Annotated in this window: 20 protein-coding genes; 2 read left to right on the top strand and 18 right to left on the bottom strand. The window is 67.1% G+C overall.

The window, feature by feature from the left end; genetic code table 11:
* Positions 1 to 4 precede the first annotated feature (4 nt).
* The 11 genes from Uis4E_RS09155 to Uis4E_RS09105 all read right to left on the bottom strand — a co-directional run bounded on the left by Uis4E_RS09155 (position 5) and on the right by Uis4E_RS09105 (position 13285).
* Positions 5 to 706 (bottom strand): ATP-dependent Clp protease proteolytic subunit, encoded by a 702-nt coding sequence (locus Uis4E_RS09155; protein WP_101622866.1) that lies wholly within the window; start codon positions 704 to 706, stop codon positions 5 to 7.
* Between the two features lie 5 nt (positions 707 to 711).
* Entirely contained in the window at positions 712 to 1326 is a 615-nt protein-coding gene (locus Uis4E_RS09150; protein WP_101623121.1) for an ATP-dependent Clp protease proteolytic subunit, read from the bottom strand.
* Between the two features lie 159 nt (positions 1327 to 1485).
* On the bottom strand, positions 1486 to 2808 hold the full coding sequence (locus Uis4E_RS09145; RefSeq protein ID WP_101622865.1) for a chloride channel protein: 1323 nt from the start codon (positions 2806 to 2808) through the stop codon (positions 1486 to 1488).
* Between the two features lie 106 nt (positions 2809 to 2914).
* On the bottom strand, positions 2915 to 4282 hold the full coding sequence (tig, locus tag Uis4E_RS09140; RefSeq protein WP_034529993.1) for a trigger factor: 1368 nt from the start codon (positions 4280 to 4282) through the stop codon (positions 2915 to 2917).
* Between the two features lie 51 nt (positions 4283 to 4333).
* Positions 4334 to 5650 (bottom strand): HRDC domain-containing protein, encoded by a 1317-nt coding sequence (locus Uis4E_RS09135; RefSeq protein ID WP_101622864.1) that lies wholly within the window; start codon positions 5648 to 5650, stop codon positions 4334 to 4336.
* Positions 5643 to 6293 carry a DUF3000 family protein gene (locus Uis4E_RS09130; protein ID WP_101622863.1) on the bottom strand — a complete coding sequence of 217 codons (651 nt, stop codon included), beginning with the start codon at positions 6291 to 6293 and terminating at the stop codon, positions 5643 to 5645. Before Uis4E_RS09130 ends, Uis4E_RS09135 begins: the two co-directional genes overlap by 8 nt.
* 61 nt (positions 6294 to 6354) lie before the next feature.
* Positions 6355 to 7233 carry a pyruvate formate-lyase-activating protein gene (gene pflA, locus Uis4E_RS09125; RefSeq protein ID WP_101622862.1) on the bottom strand — a complete coding sequence of 293 codons (879 nt, stop codon included), beginning with the start codon at positions 7231 to 7233 and terminating at the stop codon, positions 6355 to 6357.
* Positions 7234 to 7423: 190 nt separating this feature from the next.
* Complete coding sequence (pflB, locus tag Uis4E_RS09120) at positions 7424 to 9799, bottom strand: formate C-acetyltransferase (RefSeq protein WP_101622861.1); 2376 nt, start codon at positions 9797 to 9799, stop codon at positions 7424 to 7426.
* Positions 9800 to 10010: 211 nt separating this feature from the next.
* A complete protein-coding gene (locus Uis4E_RS09115; RefSeq protein WP_034529998.1) occupies positions 10011 to 10217 on the bottom strand; it encodes a hypothetical protein in 207 nt (68 codons plus the stop codon).
* A gap of 50 nt (positions 10218 to 10267) precedes the next feature.
* Positions 10268 to 11965: an NAD+ synthase gene (locus Uis4E_RS09110; RefSeq protein ID WP_101622860.1), complete on the bottom strand. Its 1698-nt coding sequence runs from the start codon at positions 11963 to 11965 to the stop codon at positions 10268 to 10270.
* Between the two features lie 75 nt (positions 11966 to 12040).
* Positions 12041 to 13285, bottom strand: a complete 1245-nt coding sequence (locus tag Uis4E_RS09105) for a M20 metallopeptidase family protein (protein ID WP_101622859.1) — start codon at positions 13283 to 13285, stop codon at positions 12041 to 12043.
* A 151-nt stretch (positions 13286 to 13436) separates the two neighbouring features.
* On the opposite strand from Uis4E_RS09105, the gene Uis4E_RS09100 reads away from it, so the two are divergent.
* Positions 13437 to 14240: a Cof-type HAD-IIB family hydrolase gene (locus Uis4E_RS09100; RefSeq protein ID WP_101622858.1), complete on the top strand. Its 804-nt coding sequence runs from the start codon at positions 13437 to 13439 to the stop codon at positions 14238 to 14240.
* 48 nt (positions 14241 to 14288) lie between these two features.
* Here Uis4E_RS09100 and Uis4E_RS09095 read toward each other — a convergent pair whose 3' ends face one another.
* The 7 genes from Uis4E_RS09095 to Uis4E_RS09065 all read right to left on the bottom strand — a co-directional run bounded on the left by Uis4E_RS09095 (position 14289) and on the right by Uis4E_RS09065 (position 20858).
* Complete coding sequence (locus Uis4E_RS09095) at positions 14289 to 14828, bottom strand: peptidylprolyl isomerase (RefSeq protein ID WP_101622857.1); 540 nt, start codon at positions 14826 to 14828, stop codon at positions 14289 to 14291.
* A gap of 204 nt (positions 14829 to 15032) precedes the next feature.
* On the bottom strand, positions 15033 to 15713 hold the full coding sequence (locus Uis4E_RS09090; RefSeq protein WP_101622856.1) for a methionine ABC transporter permease: 681 nt from the start codon (positions 15711 to 15713) through the stop codon (positions 15033 to 15035).
* Between the two features lies 1 nt (position 15714).
* On the bottom strand, positions 15715 to 16554 hold the full coding sequence (locus Uis4E_RS09085) for a methionine ABC transporter ATP-binding protein (protein ID WP_101622855.1): 840 nt from the start codon (positions 16552 to 16554) through the stop codon (positions 15715 to 15717).
* Positions 16555 to 16687: 133 nt separating this feature from the next.
* Positions 16688 to 17527, bottom strand: a complete 840-nt coding sequence (locus Uis4E_RS09080; RefSeq protein WP_101622854.1) for a MetQ/NlpA family ABC transporter substrate-binding protein — start codon at positions 17525 to 17527, stop codon at positions 16688 to 16690.
* A gap of 147 nt (positions 17528 to 17674) precedes the next feature.
* Entirely contained in the window at positions 17675 to 20005 is a 2331-nt protein-coding gene (locus tag Uis4E_RS09075) for a RelA/SpoT family protein (protein WP_101622853.1), read from the bottom strand.
* A gap of 77 nt (positions 20006 to 20082) precedes the next feature.
* Positions 20083 to 20565 carry a dUTP diphosphatase gene (gene dut, locus Uis4E_RS09070; RefSeq protein ID WP_101622852.1) on the bottom strand — a complete coding sequence of 161 codons (483 nt, stop codon included), beginning with the start codon at positions 20563 to 20565 and terminating at the stop codon, positions 20083 to 20085.
* Positions 20565 to 20858, bottom strand: coding sequence for a DUF4193 domain-containing protein (locus tag Uis4E_RS09065; protein ID WP_034530006.1), 294 nt, complete (start codon positions 20856 to 20858; stop codon positions 20565 to 20567). Before Uis4E_RS09065 ends, dut begins: the two co-directional genes overlap by 1 nt.
* Positions 20859 to 21012: 154 nt before the next feature.
* On the opposite strand from Uis4E_RS09065, the gene sepH reads away from it, so the two are divergent.
* A partial coding sequence (sepH, locus tag Uis4E_RS09060) for a septation protein SepH (RefSeq protein WP_101622851.1) occupies positions 21013 to 21753 on the top strand: 741 nt, incomplete at its 3' end.

The following is a 21753-nucleotide window of genomic DNA, read 5'->3' as shown; positions in this document are numbered from 1 at the left end:
ACGCCTACTGGCGGTGTTCGAGCACCTCGTCGACGATGCCGTAGTCCTTGGCCTCGGCGGCCGTGAGGAACGTGTCGACCTCGATATCCTTGGCGATCTTCTCCTGGGACTGGCCGGTGTGCTTGGCGAGCGTCTTCTCAAGCCATTCGCGCATGCGCAGCATCTCACGCGCCTGGATCTCGATCTCCGTGGCCTTGCCGAAGCCCTGGTCGATGGCCGGCTGGTGGATGAGCACGCGCGCGTTCGGCAGCATGAGACGCTTGCCCTTGGTGCCGGCGGCGAGCAGGATCGCGGCGGCGGAGGCGGCCTGGCCGAGGCACACGGTCTGCACGTCCGGCTTGATGTACTGCATCGTGTCGTAGATGGCGGTCATGGCGGTCATCGAACCGCCGGGCGAGTTGATGTACATCATCACGTCGCGGTTCGGATCCTGCGATTCGAGCACGAGCAGCTGCGCCATGATGTCGTCGGCGGAGGTGTCGTCCACCTGCACGCCCATGAAGATGATGCGGTCCTCGAACAGGCGCGTGTACGGGTCCTGCCTCTTGAAGCCGTACGGGGTCTTCTCCTCGAACTGCGGCAGGATGTATCGGTTCTGCGGCGCGAACGCGGCGTCGCGGCGCGCGGCCGGCATGAAGCCGACGACGCCGGCGGGGCCGGCCAGACGGTCGGCGCGGGCGGCGAACTTCGCTTCCTCGGATGCCATGCTGTTCACTCTCCCTTCGTCATCGAATCGTGCGTGGTGATGATCTTGTCCACGAAACCGTACTCCAGCGCCTCGGTGGCGGTGAACCAGTGGTCGTACTCGTTGTCGCGGTAGATCTCCTCGACCGTGTGGCCGGTCTGCTCGGCGGTCAGCTCGCTCATGGTCTTCTTCATGTCCATGATGAGCTCGGCGTTGATGCGCACGTCGGTGGTGGTGCCGCCGATGCCGCCGGACGGCTGGTGCATGAGCACGCGGGCGTGCGACGTCAGGAAGCGCTTGCCCTTCGTGCCGGAGCTCAGCAGGAACTGACCCATCGAGGCGCACATGCCGAGGCCGACGGTCGCCACGTCCGGCTCGATGAGCTGCATCGTGTCGTAGATGGCCATACCGGCGGTGATGGAGCCGCCCGGCGAGTTGATGTACAGCCAGATGTCCTTCTTCGGGTCCTCGGCGGCCAGCATGAGCATCTGCGCGCAGATGCGGTTGGCCATGTCGTCCTTGACCTCTTCACCCATCCAGATGATGCGGTCCTTGAGGAGCCTGTTGAAGATCGGGTCGGCGAATCCGGCGGCCGGTGCGTCGTCGGCCATGACCGGGAGGGTTGCAAGAGTGTTGCTCACCTTATTCTCCATTTCGAATACTGTCATAAACAGTATTCAAGCCTACCGCCTTCAAGCGACGGCGCGGCGCATTTGCGCCCGCTTTCGGCTCGACGCGTACACGCGCGGAGCCGGATGACGGGATGCGCGCTGGTTGGACTGGCCGGCCGGACGAACCGCTCACCGTTTCCACGCGTCGAGCACGCGCTTCGACGTGAGCGCGGAGGCGGCGACGGCCAATCCGACCGGCACGAAGAGGGCGATGGGGGCTTCGGCGAGCTCCATGACGAGGCACATGGCCATGAGCGGGGCCTGTTGGGATGCGGAGAGCAACGCGGCCGCGCCGATGAGCGCGCACACGCCGACCGGGTCACCGGGGAATGTGAACGACCAGAGGATGCCGAGCGTCGCGCCCAACGTGGCGCCGAGCGCGATGCCGGGCTGGAGCACGCCGCCGGACGCGCCGGAGCGGATGGTGGCGAGCGTCGTCACGGCCTTCGCGAGGAACGTGGCCGCCAGCAGACCGATGAGCGGCCAGACCTGCGCGGCGTGTACGGTCTGCGCGGAGTACGCAGCCACCACAGCCCCCATGTCGAGCCCGTCGAAGCCGAGCTGGGCGGCGGCGCGGCCGTTGCCCATCACCTGCGGCGCGAACACGGCGACGAGACCGGTGAACAATCCCGCGAGCGGCATCTGCCACAGCAGCGCCGCGCCCTTCGGCTGGTGCGCGGTCGCCCACGAGGAACCCTTGCGGAACAATGCGCCGGCCGCGCCGCAAGCGGCGCCGCACAGCAAGGCGAACAGCATGAGGCTCGGCGTGTAGTCGGCGGTCATGCCGGCCACGGCGTAGAACGTGTGGCGGCCTTTGACGAGCGAGGCGACGTAGGCGGCCGTCGCGGACATGCCCAACGCGAATCCGACCTTCTCGATCGTCACGTCGGCGAGCAGGATCTCGACGGCGAAGAACATGCCGGCGAGCGGCGCGTCGTAGACGCCGCCGAGACCGGCTCCGGCGGCCACGGCGACGATCATGCGCCGGTCGGCGAGTCCCGCCTCGCCGCTTCCCTCCCCGCCGATATGGAACAGGTCGCAGAATCGCTGGGCGAGCATCGCGCCGAGTTCGCGCGGCGCGACCTCGCGGCCGATGGACGCGCCGGAGCCGACGATGAAGATCTGAAGCACGACGTGCACGATGGTCTGCCACCAGGGCATCCGCTCCCCCGCGACCGCCTTCTTGACGGACGGCACCTTCGTGGTCTTCGTGCGCAGCAGCCACCAGACCAGCGCGGCGACGGACAGGCCCACGGTCACGGAGACCGCGCGGCGCACGGCCGGCACGTGGAACGGCCCGGGCGCGGCGCCGCTCTCCACGTAGCCGAGCATCACGTGCTCGACGCCGTACAGCAGCAGCGTGAGCAGCCCAGCCCCCGCGCCGATCAGCGCGCCCAGGACGAGCGTCGCCGCGACGAGCAGCCCTAGGCGTCGGAAGTCCGCAGAACGCATGTCATAACTCCTTGCACCAACATAACGGAAAGAGCCCGGAGTCATTACACTCCGGGCTCTTGACTACGCATATGGCGCTATCGCGTCATCGATGCGGCGTGATGGCTCACTCGCCGTCCTTGGCGGACAGCTCGTCGGCGACCGCGGCGGCGGCGGAAGCGGCCTCGACGGACTCGGCCTCCTCCTCTTCGGCGGCGTCACCGAGGAACGCGGAGAGGTCGACCTCCTCGCCGTTCGCGGTGAACTTGACGGCGCGCATGCCGGCGAGCAGGCCCTTGGAGCGGCCGACTTCCTGCACGGCGGAGCCGAGCTGGCCGTTCTTGATGATCGCCTGGATGAAGGCGTTCGGGTCCATGCCGTACTGCTGGGCGATGGAGGCGAGGAAGTTGAACACGTCGGCCTGGGAGACCTCGACGTTCATCTTCTCGGCGAGGGTGTCGAGCAGGATCTGGTCCTTGATCTCCTTCTCGGCGCCTTCCTCGGCCTGCTGCTTCTGCTCGTCGGTGGCCTTCTCCGGATCCGGGGTGAGGCCCTTGAGGTGCTCCTCGACCGCGGCGGCCTTGACGCCCTTCGGCACCGGGATCTCGAGGCCCTCGGCCAGCTTCGCGAGGAACGCGTCGCGGGCCTCGGTGGCCTGACGGCCCTTGGCGTCCTCGCCGGCGGCCTTGCGGATGTCGGCCTTGAGCTCCTCGAGCGTGTCGAACTCGGAGGCCTCCTGGGCGAAGTCGTCGTCCAGCTCCGGCAGCTCCTCGGCCTTCACGGAGTTGACCTTGACCTTGACGGTGGCCTTCTCGCCCTCGTGCTCGCCGGCTTCCAGCGTGCCCTCGAAGGTGGTCTCCTCGCCGGCGGACAGGCCGTCGAGCGCCTCGTCGAGGCCGTCGAGCATGGTGTTGGAGCCGAGCTCGTAGCTCACGCCCTCCTGGGAGTCGACGGTCTCGCCGTCGATCTCGGCGGACAGGTCGATGTTGGCGAAGTCGCCCTTGGCGGCCGGGCGGTCCACGCCGACCAGGGTGCCGAAGCGCTGGCGCAGGGCCTCGAGGCGCTTGTCGACGTCCTCGTCCTTGACCTCCGGGGCGGCGATGGCGATCTCCATGCCGTCGATCTCCGGCAGCTCGATCTCCGGGCGGCGCTCGACGGTGGCGGTGAACTTGAGCTTGGTCTCGTCCTTGGCGGACTGCGGGACCTCGACGACGTCGAACTCCGGCTGGGCCATCGGGTGGATCTTCTTCTCCTCGAGGGCCTTGGAGTAGAGCTCCGGCACGCCATCGTTGACGGCCTCACCGGCGACGGCGCCGAAGCCGAAACGCTGGTCGATGATCTTGCCCGGAACGTGGCCCTTGCGGAAGCCCGGCACGTTCACCTGCTTGGCGATGTCCTTGCGAGCGGCATCGAGGTACGGGTCGAACTCCTCCGGTTCGACGGTGATGGTGAGCTTCACCTTGGTGGGTTCGAGGTTACGAACGCTGATCTTCACGCTAAACGCTCCTGAAAAGTTGTTTTTCCTATATCTGCCCGAAGGCAACCGTCACAGTATAACGCGCGACACGGACGCTGCGATGAGTTTCACCTGCCAGTCGCGCGCGCCCTGCGCCGTGAGGAAGGCGGCCACGTCGCGCGAGGCGGGGTCGTCGGTCCAGCACAGGTTGCGGATGGTCTGCGGGCGGACGATCACGTCGGCGGGCGTGCGCGTGTCCTCGGCGATCTGGTTGACGACCTTCCGCACGCGTTTGAGCCGTTCGAGCCGTTCCGGCCGCCGCTCCCACATGCGCATGCCGCGCGGCGCGTTCGTCTCCTCGCCGTCGTCCCGGCCGCCGCGGGCGTCGTGGCCGGACGGCATGACCGGCAGTTCGGAGGCGGGCAGGTCGAGCGCCTCCTGGATGACCGTCTTCCAGATGGACGGTTTCACCGCGCGCTGAATCGGCGCGTATCGTTCGAACATCTTGTCCTGCTCACTGCCGGTGTGCATGCGCACGCGCTCGTTGAGGCAACGCACGGCGCGGAATTCGCGCGCGTTGTGCGGCTTGCGCTTCGCCGCCTCGATGATCGACGAGTCCTCGAGCAGCAGCGTCGGGGAGATGTCGTAGCGGCGGGCGAGCTCGTCGCGTTTCGTCCACAGGGCGCGCGCGACGGCGAGGGCGCGCGGGTCGCGGTTGATCTCGGTGATGTGGGAGATGCGCAGCCACGGCACGGGATGCTCGTGGCGGGGCCGGCCGGACGTGCCTTCGGCGAGGATGTGCGCGAATTCCTCCTCCGCCCACTCCTCCTTGCCGGCGCGTTTCAGGTCGGCGCGCATCAGCGACTCGAGCTCGATGAGGAGCTCGACGTCGAGGGCCGCGTAGTTGCGCCAGTCGTACGGCAGCGGCCGGTACGACCAGTCGGCGGCGGAGTGCTCCTTGGCGAGCGTGATGCCGAGATACTGTTCGGTGACGGAGGCGAGGCCGAAGCGGTGCAGTCCGAGCAGGCGCGCCGCGATCTCCGTGTCGAAGAGCCGGCGTGGCGTCAGCCCGATGTCGGCGAAGCCGGGCAGGTCCATCATCGCGTCGTGGATGATCCATTCGGCGTCGCCGACAGCGTCGTTGAACCGGTTCCAGTCGACGCCGGCGCGGGTGAGCGCGATCGGGTCGAGCAGGACGATGCCCGCCCCTTCGCGTTTGAATTGGATGAGCCAGTCCTCATGCCCGTAGCGGAATCCGGACGCGCGTTCCGCGTCGGCGGCGAGCGGCCCGGTCGCCCCGGCCAGCGCCTCGCAGGCGCGAGAATAGCCTTGCGGCGTGTCGGTGAGGGAGGGCACTCCCCCGCGCGGTTTGGTTTGCAGTCGTGGTTCCGCTTTCGGTTCAGTCAACGTCCGTTTCCCCGTCGAAGAGAATGGTGGATTTCAGGAAGCGCGCCCATACGGACACGCTCGCTCCGGCATCATACGGCATGCCGTCGAACGTCGTGGGGGTGAAGGAGACGCGGATCTCGCATCCGGCGGAATCGTCGCGCCCGAGCGCGCCGAACGCGGTGTTCCGCGTGACGGTGACGGTGCCGCCCACGCTGTCCGGGTCGACGGCGTCGAGATGGGCGCACATGAGGTCCCAGTAGAGGTCGGGGGTGAGCGCGTCGTCCTCGCCGTTGTCGAGCGGGAGTCTCGCGAACGCGACGCAGCGCCAGCGCGACCCCCAGTCCTCGCGCCTCGTCGCGCTGTAGAGGATCATGATCCATCCGGTGGCGACGCCTGCGGGAGCGGCGCCGTCGAACGGCGTCCCCACATCGTCGTCGCGCGCGCCCGCCTCGAGCTCGACGCCGATGCCGTAGTCGGCGAGCGTCGAGGGGACGGGGATCTCACGGTAGCGTACGTCCCCGATGCGCTGCATGCCGCGGACCGATTCGACCGCATGCCATACGTCATCGGGCACGCCGGCCGGCCGGCCCGGCAGTCCCGGACCGGCGTCACGCCCGGTGCGCGATTTCACGCCCGTGGGAAATGCGTAGATGTCGGCCATATCTCCAGCGTAGGTGCCCCCGCGCGCTTTCAGGGCATCGGCACGCGGGGATTTGGCGAATCTAGTACACGGTGAAGCCGTGCGCCTCGAACTGCTTGGCCACGCGTTCGCGCAGCGCGGCGCTCGGACCCTTCTGGTCCTCCAGCGGGTACGGGATGCGCAGCTCGTGCCACTTCGGGCGCCCGAGCTGGTGGAAGCCGAGCACGTCGATGTGCTCCACGGCCCCGTCGAAGCTCTCGCAGATGCGGGCCACGTTCTCGACGTTCTCCTCGGAGTCGGTGAGTCCGGGCACGAGCACGAACCGCACCCAGATCTTCTTGCCGGCCTTGGCGAGACGCCGCCCGAAGTCGATGGTGGGCTGGAGCACGCCGCCGGTGACCTTGTGGTAGGTCTCCTCGTCGCCGGATTTGACGTCGAGCAGGCACAGGTCGATGTCGTCGAGCATCTCGTCGGTGTAGTTGGTGTTGAGGAAGCCGGACGTGTCGAGGCAGGTGTGCACGCCCATCTCCTTGGCGGCTCGGAACACGCGGGAGACGAAGGCGGGCTGCATCATCGACTCGCCGCCGGAGAACGTGATGCCCCCGTGCGTGGCCTTGAACAGGTCCTTGTAGCGGTCGACCTTCTTGATCATCGCCTCGAGCGTGACGGGCTTGCCGTCGCGCATCTTCCAGGTGTCGGGGTTCTGGCAGTACTGGCAGCGCAGCGGGCATCCGGACATGAACACGGTCATGCGCGTGCCGGGGCCGTCGACGGACGTGTTGATGTCCCACGAGTGGACGAAGCCGATGTCGCCGGACTTCAATGCGGCGATGCGGTCGCGGCGGTCGAGTCCGATCGGCGATTCGAAGCCGGACAGGCCTCCCATGAGGGTCTGCTTGGCGTAGGTCTTGGATTCGCGCAGCATGTGGCGCGTGGTGGTGCGGAACTGGGTTTCGGGCATCGTCGTCCTCCTGTTCCTAGACATGACGAGTCGGTTGAAGGGGTGTGCGGATAAGCGGGTTCACAGCATGGCCCCCGCCGGCGGGCTGTCGGCGGCGGCCGGCTGGGGGTGGAACCGTTGCGGTTCATCCACCCCCAGTCAGCCCCGGGCTGACAGCCCCCGCCGGCGGGGGCCCATAGATCGGACGCGATCAGTCGGTGACGGCGCCCTGGTGGAAGGTACGGGAGATGACGTCGAGCTGCTGCTCCTTGGTGAGCTTGACGAAGTTCACCGCGTAGCCGGAGACGCGCACGGTCAGGTGCGGGTACTTCTCCGGGTGCTCGACGGCGTCCTCCATGGTCTCCTTGCGCAGGACGTTGATGTTCGCGTGGTAGAGGCCGTGGCCGTTGCCGGCGTCGAGGATGCCGACCAGGTTGCCGATGCGCTCCTCCTCGTCGCGACCGAGGCCATCGGGGGTGATGGTGTTGGTCAGCGAGATGCCGTCAAGGGCGTCGTTGTAGTCGATCTTGCCGACGGAGAACATCGACGGCAGCATGCCGTGGGAGTCCATGCCGTTCTCCGGGTTCGCGCCCGGGGCGTACGGGGTGCCCTTCTTGTGGCCGGACGGGAAGGAACCGGTGTTCTTGCCGTACTCGACGTTGGAGGTGATCGTCAGGATGGACTGGGTCGGGACGGCGCCGCGGTAGACCGGCAGGCGCTTGACCTGGCCCATGACCGTGGAGACGACCCACTTGGCGATGTCGTCGGCGCGGTCGTCGTCGTTGCCGTAGATCGGGAACTCGCCCTCGGTGCGGTAGCCGACGACCAGGTCGTCATCGGCACCCTCGACGTACTCGTACTCGTGGCCTTCGAGGTTCTTGGCCTCGGCGTTGGTGATCGGGTACACCTTGGCGTACTTGATCGCGGCGAGGGAGTCGGCGGCGATGGACAGACCGGACATGCCGCAGCCGAGGGTGCGGTACACCTCCTTGTCGTGCAGGGCCATCTCGATGGACTCGTACGCGTACTTATCGTGCATGTAGTGGATGATGTTCAGCGCCATCACGTAGGTCTCGGACAGCCATTCGAGGGCCTTCTCGTAGTTGTTCTTGACCTTCTCGTAGTCGAGGGAGCCGTCGGCCTCCGGGGTGATCGGGTCGATCACGCCCTTGTCGATGACCTGCATGCCGGTCATCTCGTCGCGGCCGCCGTTGATGGCGTACAGCAGGGCCTTGGCGGAGTTCACGCGGGCGGCGAAGAACTGCATCTGCTTGCCGACGCGCATCGGGGAGACGCAGCAGGCGATGGCCGCGTCGTCGCCCCAGTGGCCGCGGATCTCGCGATCGGACTCGTACTGGATGGCCGAGGTGTCGATGGAGATCTTGGCGCAGAAGCGCTTGTAGCCTTCCGGCAGCTTCGGATCCCAGAAGATGGTGATGTTCGGCTCCGGGCCGGGTCCGAGGTGCTCGAGGGTCAGCGTGTTGAGCAGACGGAACGAGGTCTTGGTGACCAGCGGACGGCCGTCGTCGCCGAAGCCGGCGTCGGACCAGGTCGCCCAGTACGGGTCGCCGGAGAAGATGGCGTCGTAGTCCTTGGTGCGCAGGAAGCGCACGATACGCAGCTTCATGACGATGTTGTCGATGAGCTCCTGGGCGTCGGTCTCGGTGATCTTGCCGGCCTGGAGGTCGCGCTCGATGTAGCAGTCAAGGAACGCGGAGTTGCGGCCGAAGGACATGGCGGCGCCGTCCTGGGACTTGATGGAGGCGAGGTAGCCCATGTAGGTCCACTGCACGGCCTCCTGCGCGGTCTGCGCCGGGCGGGTCAGGTCGAGGCCGTACTCGTTGCCGAGGTTGATGAGCTGCTTGAGGGCCTTGATCTGCTCGTCGTGCTCCTCGCGGAAGCGGATCCAGTGCTCGATCTCCGGCTCGGTGAAGTCGTTGCGGTACGGCACGGAGTCCTTGTCGCGCTTCTTGAAGGCGATCAGCTTGTTCACGCCGTACAGGGCGACGCGGCGGTAGTCGCCGATGATGCGGCCGCGGCCGTAGGCGTCCGGCAGACCGGTGAGGATCTTGTTGTGGCGGGCGACCTTGATCTGCTTGGTGTACACGCCGAAGACGCCGTCGTTGTGGGTCTTGCGGTACTTGGTGAAGATCTTCTTGATCTCCGGATCCGGCTCCTTGCCGGCCTCGCGGATGGCCTGCTCGACCATGCGCCAGCCGCCGTTCGGCATCATCGCGCGCTTGCAGGGGACGTCGGTCTGCAGGCCGACGATCACGTTGTCGACCTCCGGGGAGTCGATGTAGCCGGCCGGGAAGGCGTCGATGCCCGCCGGGGTGTGGGTGTCCACGTCGTAGACGCGCTGCTTGCGCTCGACGGCCAGGTAGTTGTCGTCAAGGTACTTCCACAGGTGCTTGGTCTTCTCGGTGGCGGGGGCGAGGAAGCTCTCGTCGCCGGTGTACGGGGTGTAGTTCTTCTGGATGAAGTCGCGAACGTCGATGTCCTTCTGCCAGTTGCCGCCCTCAAAGCCGTCCCACGCCTTCGCGTCGAGCTCTTCCGCGGTCAGTGCAGCAGATTCAACAGCTGTCATTTCCACTCCTTGGTGTTGTATCTTCCGACGCACCTTCGTCGTCGTTGGTTCCCAGTGTAACCGCACGAAACTGGAAACCGGCGCAAAACGGGCGTGACATATCTCACATTACGTTATCGTTCACACGCCCGTCCCGCGCCGGTTTCCATCGGTTGCCGCAACCGGCGGTGACCCGGACGGGCATTCCGTCTCGGGCCGCCGCCCAAGGCCGCTACGCCTTATGCGGCCGGTCCCAGTCGAGGTTCCACTGGCGGTCCTGCTCCTTCCAGAGCGTCTCGCGGTCCTGGAAGATCCTCCACGCGTCGAGCGCGTCCTCACGGGACTTGTACGGCCCCATGCGCTGCTCGATCGGGGATTTCGGCCCTTGTTCGGGCTCCCCGGTGACCATGTTGAAATACCATCGCGTGTCCTTCGCCATGATGATCTCCCTTCTGCGACTTCTGCAACGGCACGACTGGTTGTTTCCGATTACTCGCGGAACGCGTTCGTGATCGGCAGGCGGCGGTCGCGTCCGAACGCGAGCGCGGTGACCTTCGGTCCCAGCGGGTACTGGCGACGCTTCCATTCGGCGCGGTCGACGAGACGCATCACCGTGTCGACGGTCTTCTCATCGAAGCCGTCGGCGAGCAGGTCGGCGCGGCCGTGCGCGTGTTCGATGTACGCGGCGAGCACCTGGTCGAGCAGCGCGTATTCGGGCAGCGAGTCGGAGTCCTTCTGACCGGGGCGCAGCTCGGCGGAGGGCGCCTTCTCGATGGAGGCGACCGGGATCATCACGCCGTTCTCGAGCGGCGTGCCCGGATCCCCCTCCTCGTTGCCCACGATCTTCAGGCCGCCGATGCCGACGCCGGCCGCCGCGGCCTTGTTGCGCCAGCGGGACAGCTCCCACACGCGCGTCTTGAGCAGGTCCTTGATCGGCGCGTAGCCGCCGACCGCGTCGCCGTAGATCGTGGAGTAGCCGCAGGCGAGCTCCGACTTGTTGCCGGTGGCGACGGCGAGCAGGCCCTTCGAGTTCGAGTAGGCCATGACGATGACGCCGCGGATGCGGGCCTGCAGGTTCTCGGCGGCCACGCCGTCGAGGTCGAGCTGGCCCTGGAAGGCGTGGAACAGCGGTTCGATGGGCTGCACGTCGTAGTGGGCGCCGATGTTCGAGGCGAGGTCGGCGGCGTCGTCCTTGGAGCCGTCGGAGGAGTACATGGAGGGCATGGAGATGCCGTGCACGTTGTCGCCGCCGACCGCGTCGGCCGCCATGGCGGCGACGAGCGCGGAGTCGATGCCGCCGGACAGACCGAGGGTGACGCCGTGGAAGCCGTTCTTGGCCATGTAGTCCTTGAGGCCGAGCACGCAGGCGGTGTACACCTCCTCGTCCGGGTCGAGCTTCGGCGCGATCGTGGACTTGGCCTGGTGCACCTTCGCCGTGTCGAGCGTCCAGAAGGCGAGATCCTCCATGAACATGGGGGCGCGTTCGAGCAGCGTGCCGTCGGAGTCGACGACGAAGCTGCCGCCGTCGAAGACGAGGTCGTCCTGCCCGCCGACCTGGTTGACGTAGATGAGCGGCGCCTCCACCTCGGCGGCGCGGCGCTTCGCCAGTTCGAGGCGCACGTCGGTCTTGCCCTCCTCGTACGGGGAGCCGTTGATGGTGACGAGCGCGTCGATGTCGCGGCCGGCGAGTTCGGCGACGGGGCCGCCGTCCTGCCAGATGTCCTCGCAGATGGCGACGCCGAGGCGGGCGCCGTCCACGTCGAGCACGACGGAGCGTTCGCCGGCCTTGAAGATGCGGAACTCGTCGAACACGCCGTAGTTGGGCAGGAAGTGCTTGTCGTAGCCGGCCCACACGACGCCGTCGTGCAGCACGACGAGACGGTTGTACGGCTTGGAGGTCTCGTGGTCGGTGCCGACGGTGCCGACCACCACGTACAGGTCGCGCAGCCCCTCCTTCCTCAGGGATTCGGCGAGCCCGTTGGCCTTGTCCCACGCGGCCTGGCGGAAGGTGCGGCGCAGGGCGAGGTCCTCGATCGGGTATCCGGTGAGCGTCATCTCCGGGAAGACGACGACCTGTGCGCCGTCGGCGGCGGCGCGGCGGCTGTAGTCGAGCACCTTGGCGGCGTTGGCGTCGAGCGCGCCGACGCAGGTGTCGATCTGGGCGAGTGCGAAGCGAATCTGTGTCATGTCTCCCTATCCTAATCCGTGGTCGTCGTCCATCCCGTCAACGCCGTCCCGAGGCGCCGTCCGGGTCCCGTCGCGTCAGCGCGCGGCGTCGCCGGAACCGGAACCGGAGGTTCCGAGTTCGGCGAGCACGCGCAGCGCGGCGTTCACGTAGAAGTCGACGAACGTGGGGATCGACGCGTCGAGGCCGACGAACCGCGGACTGTGCCAGTCGGCGCATCCCTCCTCGCCGTTCGATCCGATGAACGCGAACACGGATCGTGTCGTGCGCGCGAACTCGCAGAAGTCCTCCCCCGCCATGGACGGGCGGATCGGCTCCAGCGCCGCGTAGCCGCGCACGTCGGCTGCGACGGCGCGCGCGAGCGGCGCGTCGGAGACGACGGGATCCTGGAAGTCGTCCCACGCGACGTCCGCGGTGATGCCGAACGCCTCCGCCGTATGTTCGACGACCGCCTTGAAGCGGCGTTCGGCGAGCAGGCTGTCCTCCTTGTGGAAGTAGCGCACGGTGCCCTGGAATCCGGCTTCGGCGGGCACGACGTTCCACACGCGGCCGCCGTGCACCTCGGTGATGGACAGGACCAGCGGGTGCAGCGCGTTGACGTTGCGGCTGACGATGGTCTGCAGTTCGAGCACCATCGACGCGAGCGCCTCGATCGGACCGGTGCCCTTGTGCGGGTATCCGGCGTGCGTGCCGTCCGCGTGGAGCGTCACCTGGAAGCGCACGCAGCCGGCCATCATCGGCTCGACGCCGACGGCGACCTCGCCGGGCCTGTAGTTCGGGTTGTTGTGCGTGCCGATGATCGCGTCCACGTCGTCGAGGAGACCCGCGTCGAGCATCGCGAACGCACCCTGGCCGGTCTCCTCGCTCGGCTGGAAGAGGATCTTCACGCTGCCGGCGAACCGGTCGCGGTGCGCGGCGAGCCAGAACGCGGCGCCGAGCAGTCCGGTCATGTGCAGGTCGTGGCCGCAGCCGTGCATGACGCCCTCGTTGACGGAGGCGAACGGCAGGCCCGTGTCCTCGACGATGGGCAGGCCGTCGATGTCGGCGCGCAGGGCGACGCGCGGCCCGGGGCCGCCCTCGCCGCGGACGAGGCCGACGACGCCGGTCTCCAGCGGGTTGTCGAGGACCTCCACGCCGTGCGCCTTCAGCTGGTCGGCGAGGTAGATGCTGGTGTCGTATTCCTTGAAGCTGCGTTCCGGGTGCGCGTGCAGGTAGTGCCGGATCGCGACGAGGTCCGGGGCGGCCTCGACGTGTCCGACGACGGCGGAGGCGGTGATGTCGGTTGCGTGGTCTGCGTGGTCTGTTGCGTTGCGTTCGCTCATACGCCCGATTGTAGGTCGCGTCCGCATGGACGGGGCATATACGTCCGGCGACGATTCCGACACTCGTTCCGCCCGTCGTCTCCCCTCGCCTCCCTAGACTGGAATGCGGACCGAACCGATCCGATCCAGACGATTCCCGCGAGGAGGCACCATGACCACGCCCGACATCCGCGCCGTGTTCTTCGACATCGACGGCACGCTCACCAGCTTCGTGACGCACACGATCCCGCAGTCCACGATCGACGCGCTGCACCGGCTGCAGGCGAAGGGCGTGAAGGTGTTCATCTGCTCGGGCCGCGCGCCCAGCCACATGACCGTCGTGCTCGACATGATCCCGGTCACGTTCGACGGCATCGTCGGCCTCAACGGCCAGTACTGCGTCGACCATGACGGGTTCCTGGAGAAGGAGGCGCTCGACCCGGCGGACGTGCGCACGATCGTCGCCTGGCTGGACCGCCATCCGGACGTGGTGGCGAACTTCTGCGAATCCGACTACGTGTACTTCAACCAGGTGACCGAGCCGATGCGCGCCACATGGCGCCAGCTCGGCAAGACCGCGCCGAAGGTGTTCACCGACGACCCGCATACGCGCCCCGAGACGCACGAGACGTTCCAGGTGAGCCCGTACATCGACGACGAGCAGGAGAAGGAGATCGTGGGCCTGTGCCGCAACGTGGCGGGCGTGCGCTGGCATCCGGACTTCGTCGACCTGATTCCGGCGGACGGCGGCAAGCCGAAGGGCATGGAGCGCTTCATGCGCCACCACGGCTGGACGCGCGAGCAGGTGATGGCGTTCGGCGACGGCGGCAACGACGAGACGATGCTGCGGTTCGCGGGCATCGGCGTGGCGATGGGCAATGCGACCGAAGGCCCGAAGGCCGCCGCCGACTACGTGACCGACGACGTCGACCACGACGGCGTGATGAACGCCCTCAAGCACTTCCACGTGCTCTGAACATCAAAAGGAATGCCTCCCTCTGACGAGGGAGGCATTATCGGATCGTCACTCGGCGACGTCGACGGACAGAATCACGGCCGGTTCGGTCGGACGGTCCATCGGGTCGGTCGGCAGCGCCTCGAGCTTGTCGACCACGGCCTTGGACTGGTCGTCGGCGACCTCGCCGAAGATCGTGTGGTGGCCGTCGAGCCACGGGGTCGGCACGGTGGTGATGAAGAACTGGGAGCCGTTGGTGCCGTGGATTTTGCCGTCGCGGCCGCGGCGCAGGCCGGCGTTCGCCATGGCGAGCAGGTAGGGGCGGTCGAACTTGAGCGTCGGGTCGATCTCGTCGTCGAAGTCGTAGCCGGGGCCGCCGGTGCCGTTGCCTAGCGGGCAGCCGCCCTGGATCATGAAATCCTTGATGATGCGGTGGAAGCTCAGGCCGTTGTAGAACTTGCCGTGGGAGGGCTGGCCGGTGTACGGGTCCGCCCACTCCTTCTCGCCGGTGGCGAGGCCGAGGAAGTTCTTGACCGTCTCCGGGGCCTTGTCGTCGAACAGGTTGATGGTGATGTCACCTTCGGAGGTGCGCATGATAATCGTAGTCATGGCGTCAAGTCTGTCATAGTCGCAAGACGACGGGGACGGCTTGCGCGGCCGGAGACGCCGTCGGCCCGCGTCCCTCCCCCGTGCGGATACGGGTACGGGAGGGACGCGGGCCGACGGAAGCGGGGGCAGCGGACGGGGACCGGCTGGTCGCCGCCCCGTCGGGTCGCCGACTCCCCCGCGACCGGACGCCGACTCCCCCGCGAATCAGCGGGCGTGGTGGTCGATGCGCTTGGCGAACCGGTCGCCGAACGACTGGATGACCTGCACGAGGATGACGCTCAGGACCACGGCGACGAGCATCACGTCGTACTCGTAGCGCTGGTAGCCGTAGCGGATGGCGATGTCGCCGAGGCCGCCGGCGCCCACGGTGCCGGCCATCGCCGAGTAGCCGAACAGGTTGATGAACGTGATGGCGGCGCCGCGCACGAGCGACGGCAGGCTTTCGAACAGGAGCACCTTGGTGACGATCTGCCAGTTGTTCGCGCCGAAGCTCTGCGCGGCCTCGATGAGGCCGCCGTCCACGTCGGCGAGCGACTGTTCGACGACGCGCGCCACGAACGGCGCGGCGGAGATGACGAGCGGCACCATCGCGCCCTCGACGCCGAGCGACGTGCCGACGATGAGACGCGTGAACGGGATGATGGCGACGAGCAGGATGATGAACGGGATGGAACGGCCGATGTTCACGATCCAGCCGAGCACCGTGTTGAGCGGACGGTTCGGCCAGATGGACTTCGCGCCGGTGATGGTGAGCAGCACGCCGAGCGGCACGCCGAGCACGTAGGCGAGCAGGGTGGAGCCCGCGGTCATGACGAGCGTGTCGCGCGTGCCTTCGAGCATGAGTTCGCCGTAGTTGGCGATGAATTCGGTGATGGTCTGTCCCATGTCAGCGTGCCTCCTCGGTATTCGCGGCGGTCTTCGCGTCATCCGTGTCGGAGCCGGCCGGCTCGACCGGCTTGCCGTCCTCGTCCTCGTCGCGTCCGTTCTGCTCCTCGGCGCTGGCGATGAGCGCCTTGAGGATGTCGCTCTGCGGGTTCGCGAACAGGGCGGCGGTCTCGCCGGTCTCGACGATGTTGCCGCCGTCGATCATGGCGACGCGGTCGCAGATGTTGCGCGCGACGGACAGCGAGTGCGTGATGATGACGAGCGTGACGCCGAGCTCGCGGTTGATGCGGCGCAGCAGGTCGAGGATCTGCACGGTGGTGGTGGAGTCGAGGGCGCTGGTCGCCTCGTCGCACAGCATGATCTTCGGCTCGTTGGCGAGGGCGCGCGCGATGGCGACGCGCTGCTGCTGGCCGCCGGACAGCTGGCTCGGGTAGCGGTCCTCGAAGCCTTCGAGGCCGACGAGGCGCAGGAGGCGCTTGCCGCGTTCGATGCGCTGCGCCTTCGGGCGGTGCGCGAGTTCGAGCGGGAAGGTGACGTTGCGCAGCACGGTGCGCTGCTGGAACAGGTTGAAGTCCTGGAAGATCATGCCGATCTTCGTGCGCAGTTCGGCGAGGTCGTGGCCGGTGACGTGCGAGACGTCCTTGCCGTCGATGACGACCTTGCCTTCGGTGGGGCGTTCGAGCAGGTTGATGGTGCGCACGAGCGTGGACTTGCCGGCGCCGGAGGAGCCGAGGAAGCCGAACACCTCGCCGTCGTTGATGGTCAGGTTGATGTCGTGGAGCACCTCGTGCGCGTCCGCGCCGGTGCCGTAGCTTTTCTTGAGATGGTCGAATTGGATCATGGAAGGTTCCTGTCGTATGTGGTCGTGATACGCACGATGCCGCACGGCGTCCGGCGGCGCGGGGAGCGGTCATGCTTCCCGCGCTACGCCTTCGCTGCCGTGCGGCATGGTATCGGAAGGACTGGAGCGCCGATCAGAAGACCGGGACGACGGCGCCCTTGTAGTTCTTGTTGATGTAGTCGCGGACCTCGCTGGAGTTGAGGGCCTTCTTGAGCTCCTTGGTCTTGGCGGTGTTCTCGTTGCCCTCCTTGACGACCAGGATGTTCGCGTAGGTCTTGGCGGCCAGACCGTCGGCCTTCTCGATCTGCAGGGCGTCCTTGGTGACGTCGAAGCCGGCCTGGATGGCGTAGTTGCCGTTCAGCGCGGCGATGTCCACGTCGTTGATGACGGTCGGCACGACGGCGGCCTCAAGCTCCTTGAACTGGAGGTTCTTCGGGTTGGAGGTGATGTCCTTCGGCGTGGCGTTGATGTCCTCGGGGTTCTTGAGCTTGATCAGGCCGGCGTCCTGCAGGAGCAGGAGGGCGCGGGCCTCGTTGGTGGCGTCGTTCGGGACGGCCACGACGGCGCCGTCCTGGAGGGCGTCGAGGCTCTTGGTCTTGCCCGGGTACAGGCCGAACGGCTCGAAGTGCACGGTCTCGACGGAGACGAGGTGGGTGCCCTTCTCCTTGTTGAAGTTGTCGAGGTACGGCTTGTGCTGGAAGTAGTTGGCGTCGACCTCGCCATCCTCGGTGGCGGTGTTCGGCTGCACGTAGTCGGTGAACTCCTTGACCTCGAGCTTGTAGCCGTCCTTCTCGACGAGCGGCTTGACGGCCTTGTTGAGGATCTCGGCGTGCGGGGTCGGGCTGGCGGCCACGGTGATGGTCTTGTCGTCCTCCTTGCTGGTGGCGGTGGACGAGTTGCCGCAGGCGGACAGGCCGAGCGCGGCGACGGCGACGACGGTCAGGGCGGCCGCGGCGGACTTGGTGAAGCGCATGATGGTTTCCCCTCTCAATTCACATCATTCATTTCGGCGGTGAACGGCTTTCGTCGTTCCCAACGCTTCGCCACTATACAAACGTTTGCCGCGCGCAACGCGGTTCCGTAATCGACGTTGCTTATAGCGCGCGCACTCAGCGCGCACTCACTGCATGCGGCGCAGGCGCGGCTCGGCGGAGTCCTTCGCGCCGGTGATGCGGTACACGTCGAACACGCCGTCGATCTTGCGCACGGCGGCGAGCAGCGTGTTGAGGTGCTGCGGGTCGGCCATCTCGAAGCTGAACTGGCTGGTGGCCACGCGGTCGGAGCCGGTGGAGATCGAGCCGGAGATGATGTTGACGCCGTGGTCGGAGAGCACGCGCGTCACGTCGGAGAGCAGGTTGCGCCGGTCGAGCGCCTCCACCTGGATCTTGACCATGAACACGCCCTTCGTGCTCGTCCATTCGACCTCGACGACGCGTTCGGGCTGGCGGCGCTGCAGGTCGATCATGTTCTGGCAGTCGGTGCGGTGCACGGACACGCCCTGGTTGCGCGTGATGAAGCCGATGATCTTGTCGCCGGGCACGGGCATGCAGCAGCGGGCGAGCTTGACCCACACGTCGCCGACGCCCTTGACGGACACGCCGGAGCTGCTGTTCGTCTTCTGGCGCGTCTCGACGGGCTTGAGCGGCAGGACCTCCTGCTCGATCTCCTCGTCGACCTCGTCGGCGCCAGCGTCCTTGACGAGATGCGAGATGACGTTCTGCGTGGAGATCTGGCCGTCGCCGATGGCGGCGAACAGGCCGTCCGCGTTCGGGAAGTTCAGTTCGTCGGCCACGCCGATCAGCGCCTCGGGCGTGAGCAGCGTGTTGATGGGCAGGCTGCGCTTGCGCATGGCGCGCGTCAGCTCGTCGCGGCCCTCCTCGATCGCCTCGGAGCGGCGCTCCTTGGAGAACCACTGGCGGATCTTGTTGCGCGCCTTCGGGCTCTTCGCGAAGCTCAGCCAGTCGCGCGACGGGCCGGCCGTGTCGGACTTGGAGGTGAGGATCTCGACGGTGTCGCCGTTCTCGAGCTTCGTGTCGAGCGGGACGAGACGCCCGTTGACGCGCGCGCCCATCGTGCGGTGGCCGACCTCGGTGTGCACCGCGTAGGCGAAGTCGATGGGGGTGGCGGCCGCCGGCAGGGAGATGATCTTGCCCTTCGGCGTGAACACGTACACCTCGGCCGAGCCGAGGTCCTCCTTGAGCGAGCCGAGGAACTCGTTGGAGTCGGGGGTCTCGCTGGTCCAGTCGGCGAGCTGCTGGATCCACTTGAGGTTGTCGGCCTCGCTCAGCTCCTGGTTCTCGGAGCCCTCGCGCTTGCGGTCGGACTTGTCGGGCGAGCTCAGCGCGCGGCCGGCCTGGCCGTTCTCCTTGTACTTCCAGTGCGCGGCGATGCCGAATTCGGCGCGCCGGTGCATGTCCCACGTGCGGATCTGGATCTCGACGGGCTTGCCGCCGGGGCCGACCACCGTGGTGTGCAGCGACTGGTACATGTTGAGCTTCGGCATCGCGATGTAGTCCTTGAACCGGCCGGGCACCGGGTTCCACCGCGCGTGCACGGCGCCGAGCGCCGCATAGCAGTCCTGGATCGAGTCGACGATGATGCGCACGCCCACCAGGTCGTAGATGTTGGCGAAATCGTGGCCGCGCACGATCATCTTCTGGTAGATGGAGAAGTAGTCCTTCGGGCGTCCGGTCACGTACGCCTTGATGTGCTGCTCGTCGAGGTCCTCGTTGATCTCGGCGAGGATCTGCTTCAAGTACACGTCGCGCTGCCCGGCGCGGCGGGCGACGAGCACGACGATCTCGTTGTAGATCTTCGGGTAGATGACCTTGAAGCTCAGCTCCTCGAGCTCGGTCTTGATGGCGTTCATGCCGAGGCGGTTGGCGAGCGGCGCGTACACGTCGAGCGTCTCGTGCGCCTTCTTCACGGCGCTGGAGGTCTTCACGTAGCGCCAGGTGCGCGCGTTGTGCACGCGGTCGGCGAGCTTGACGACGAGAACGCGCACGTCGCGGCTCATCGCGACGACCATCTTGCGGATCGTCTCGGCCTGCGCCGAGTCGCCGTACTCCATCTTCGAGAGCTTGGTGACGCCGTCCACGAGGCCGGTGACGGTGTCACCGAATTCGGCGCGGCATTGGTCGAGCGTGTAGTCGGTGTCCTCCACCGTGTCGTGCAGGAGGCCGGCGGCGACGACGAGCGGGCCCATGCCGAGGTCGGCGAGGATCTGCGCGACGGCGAGCGGGTGGATGATGTACGGTTCGCCGGACTTGCGCCGTTGCGTGGAATGTTGGATGACGGCGCGCCGGTACGCGCGTTCGAGGATGGTCAGGTCCTCGTCGGGATGGTGGACGCGGCATGCCTGCATGATCGGCAGCAGCGGATTGATCGGATCGGTGCTGACCTCGCATCCCAGTTTGCGTGCGGAATCGAATTCCATCTCGTCGCCCGCCATGGCGCACCTCCCTCGCTCGTGTGGATTTCCATCCTAACGCGTCTTCCACGCGTCCGACGCGTTTATCCTACCGCGTATCAGGCGACTCCCGTGGAGCCGAATCCCCGTTCCGCGCGATCGGATCCAGGCAGCGCCTCGGCGGGGACGAACCTCGCCTCGACGTAGCGCTGGATGACGAGCTGCGCGATGCGGTCGCCAACCTCGAAGCGCGCGGTGCGCTCCGGATCGAGGTTGATGAGCGGCACCTTGATCTCGCCGCGGTAGCCGGCGTCGATGGTGCCGGGCGCGTTGAGCACGGTCACGCCCTGCTTGGCGGCGAGGCCGGAGCGCGGGTGGACGAGCCCCACGTAGCCGGCGGGCAGCGCGATGGCCACGCCGGTCGGTACGAGGGCCCGCTGGAACGGCTTCAGCTCGAACGCCTCGGCGGCGCGCAGGTCGGCGCCCGCGTCGCCCGCATGGGCGTAGAACAGTTCGGCGAGTTCGGCCGGCTGGCCCGGATTCACGGCCTTGACGAGAACCTCGGTGTTCTCGGGTTCGTTGTACGCGGGATCGAAGGTCATCAGGCGGCGCACTCCTGGCACACGGGCTGGCCGTCGTCGGTCATGTAGGCGAGCTGGCTGCGGTGCTTGACGAGGAAGCATTCGGAGCAGATGAACTCGTCGCCCTGCATCGGGATGACCGTCACGGAGGAGTCCTCGTTGCTCAGGTCGGCGCCCGGCAGCTCGTAGTCCTCGGCAATGGCGTTCTCGTCGTCGTCGATGTCGCTCGATGAGTTCTGCGAGCCCTTCCCCAGAGCCTGCAGCGATTCCTCGTCCTCATCCTTGTTGCGGGGGGAATCATAATCCTGAGCCATCGCGATCCTTTCGTAGCACGGGGCCCGCCGCGTGGCGCGGGGCCCGAAGACTGGTTTACTCGCCCATAGAATACACGATTTCAAATACTCGTAAAGTTCGACACGTGGGGCATACTGTATTGTGATACAAGTTTTTGAGGAAAGTGGTGCGCGCATGCCTGACAATTCGCCTCGGGGAGCCCGTCTCGACCATGTCTCCGAAGCCGGCGACCTGGTGTTCGAAGCGGGCGGTGAGCGGTTCGTCGTCACGGTGGACGAAGCGTTGGAGCGGGCCCTGCTGGAGGCCAAGCAGATCCGCTCGGAGACGTTGAAGCGCCGCGAGCCGCGCACGACGGACACGCTGCCGATCTCGCAGATCCAGCAGCTGATCCGCGCGGGCGCCGACCCGGCGAAGGTGGCGGCCCGCTACGGTCTGGCCGAGGCGCTGGTCCGCCGCTTCTCCGCGTCGGTGCAGACGGAGAAGCAGTATGCGATCGAACAGTTCAAACGCGTGCCCGCGCCGAAGGAGTCGCGCCTGCGCACGCTCGAGGAGATCATCGACATGACGCTGCTGGCGGCGCGCGTCGACCGTTCCACGCTCTCCTGGTCGGCGACCCGACGGCACCATGAGCCGTGGCACATCGTCGCGCGGTTCATGTCCGCGGGGCGCAAGGTGCACGCCGAATGGACGTGGGACATGCACGACAATTCCGTGGTCTGCCTGAACGCGGCCGCGCGCAAGCTGATCGGCGAGCAGAGTCTCGGCGTCGGCCCGGAGCCGGACGCGTCGGCCGCGGCGAGCGGCGTCGCCGGCGCGCCGTCCGTCACGCGTCCGGCCGCCGCGCCGTCCGCGGGCGGACGCGAATCGTTCCCCGTCAATCTGGGTGCCGCCGCACCGGCCGCTGGTCAGTCCGCG

This window comes from Bifidobacterium parmae, from assembly GCF_002860365.1.
In the GTDB taxonomy this organism is placed as follows: domain Bacteria; phylum Actinomycetota; class Actinomycetes; order Actinomycetales; family Bifidobacteriaceae; genus Bifidobacterium; species Bifidobacterium parmae.
This window is presented reverse-complemented; position numbering and strand designations above follow the sequence as displayed.

What these genes read in the sequence shown, in the direction of transcription:
- Uis4E_RS09080 (WP_101622854.1), bottom strand. Translation starts at nt 17,527, where the DNA reads ATGCGCTTCACCAAGTCCGCCGCGGCCGCCCTGACCGTCGTCGCCGTC.
- Uis4E_RS09100 (WP_101622858.1), top strand. Translation starts at nt 13,437, where the DNA reads ATGACCACGCCCGACATCCGCGCCGTGTTCTTCGACATCGACGGCACG.
- pflB (WP_101622861.1), bottom strand. Translation starts at nt 9,799, where the DNA reads ATGACAGCTGTTGAATCTGCTGCACTGACCGCGGAAGAGCTCGACGCG.
- Uis4E_RS09065 (WP_034530006.1), bottom strand. Translation starts at nt 20,858, where the DNA reads ATGGCTCAGGATTATGATTCCCCCCGCAACAAGGATGAGGACGAGGAA.
- Uis4E_RS09075 (WP_101622853.1), bottom strand. Translation starts at nt 20,005, where the DNA reads ATGGCGGGCGACGAGATGGAATTCGATTCCGCACGCAAACTGGGATGC.
- Uis4E_RS09085 (WP_101622855.1), bottom strand. Translation starts at nt 16,554, where the DNA reads ATGATCCAATTCGACCATCTCAAGAAAAGCTACGGCACCGGCGCGGAC.
- pflA (WP_101622862.1), bottom strand. Translation starts at nt 7,233, where the DNA reads ATGCCCGAAACCCAGTTCCGCACCACCACGCGCCACATGCTGCGCGAA.
- Uis4E_RS09105 (WP_101622859.1), bottom strand. Translation starts at nt 13,285, where the DNA reads ATGAGCGAACGCAACGCAACAGACCACGCAGACCACGCAACCGACATC.
- Uis4E_RS09090 (WP_101622856.1), bottom strand. Translation starts at nt 15,713, where the DNA reads ATGGGACAGACCATCACCGAATTCATCGCCAACTACGGCGAACTCATG.
- dut (WP_101622852.1), bottom strand. Translation starts at nt 20,565, where the DNA reads ATGACCTTCGATCCCGCGTACAACGAACCCGAGAACACCGAGGTTCTC.
- Uis4E_RS09110 (WP_101622860.1), bottom strand. Translation starts at nt 11,965, where the DNA reads ATGACACAGATTCGCTTCGCACTCGCCCAGATCGACACCTGCGTCGGC.
- Uis4E_RS09130 (WP_101622863.1), bottom strand. Translation starts at nt 6,293, where the DNA reads ATGGCCGACATCTACGCATTTCCCACGGGCGTGAAATCGCGCACCGGG.
- Uis4E_RS09095 (WP_101622857.1), bottom strand. Translation starts at nt 14,828, where the DNA reads ATGACTACGATTATCATGCGCACCTCCGAAGGTGACATCACCATCAAC.
- Uis4E_RS09145 (WP_101622865.1), bottom strand. Translation starts at nt 2,808, where the DNA reads ATGCGTTCTGCGGACTTCCGACGCCTAGGGCTGCTCGTCGCGGCGACG.
- Uis4E_RS09115 (WP_034529998.1), bottom strand. Translation starts at nt 10,217, where the DNA reads ATGGCGAAGGACACGCGATGGTATTTCAACATGGTCACCGGGGAGCCC.
- Uis4E_RS09155 (WP_101622866.1), bottom strand. Translation starts at nt 706, where the DNA reads ATGGCATCCGAGGAAGCGAAGTTCGCCGCCCGCGCCGACCGTCTGGCC.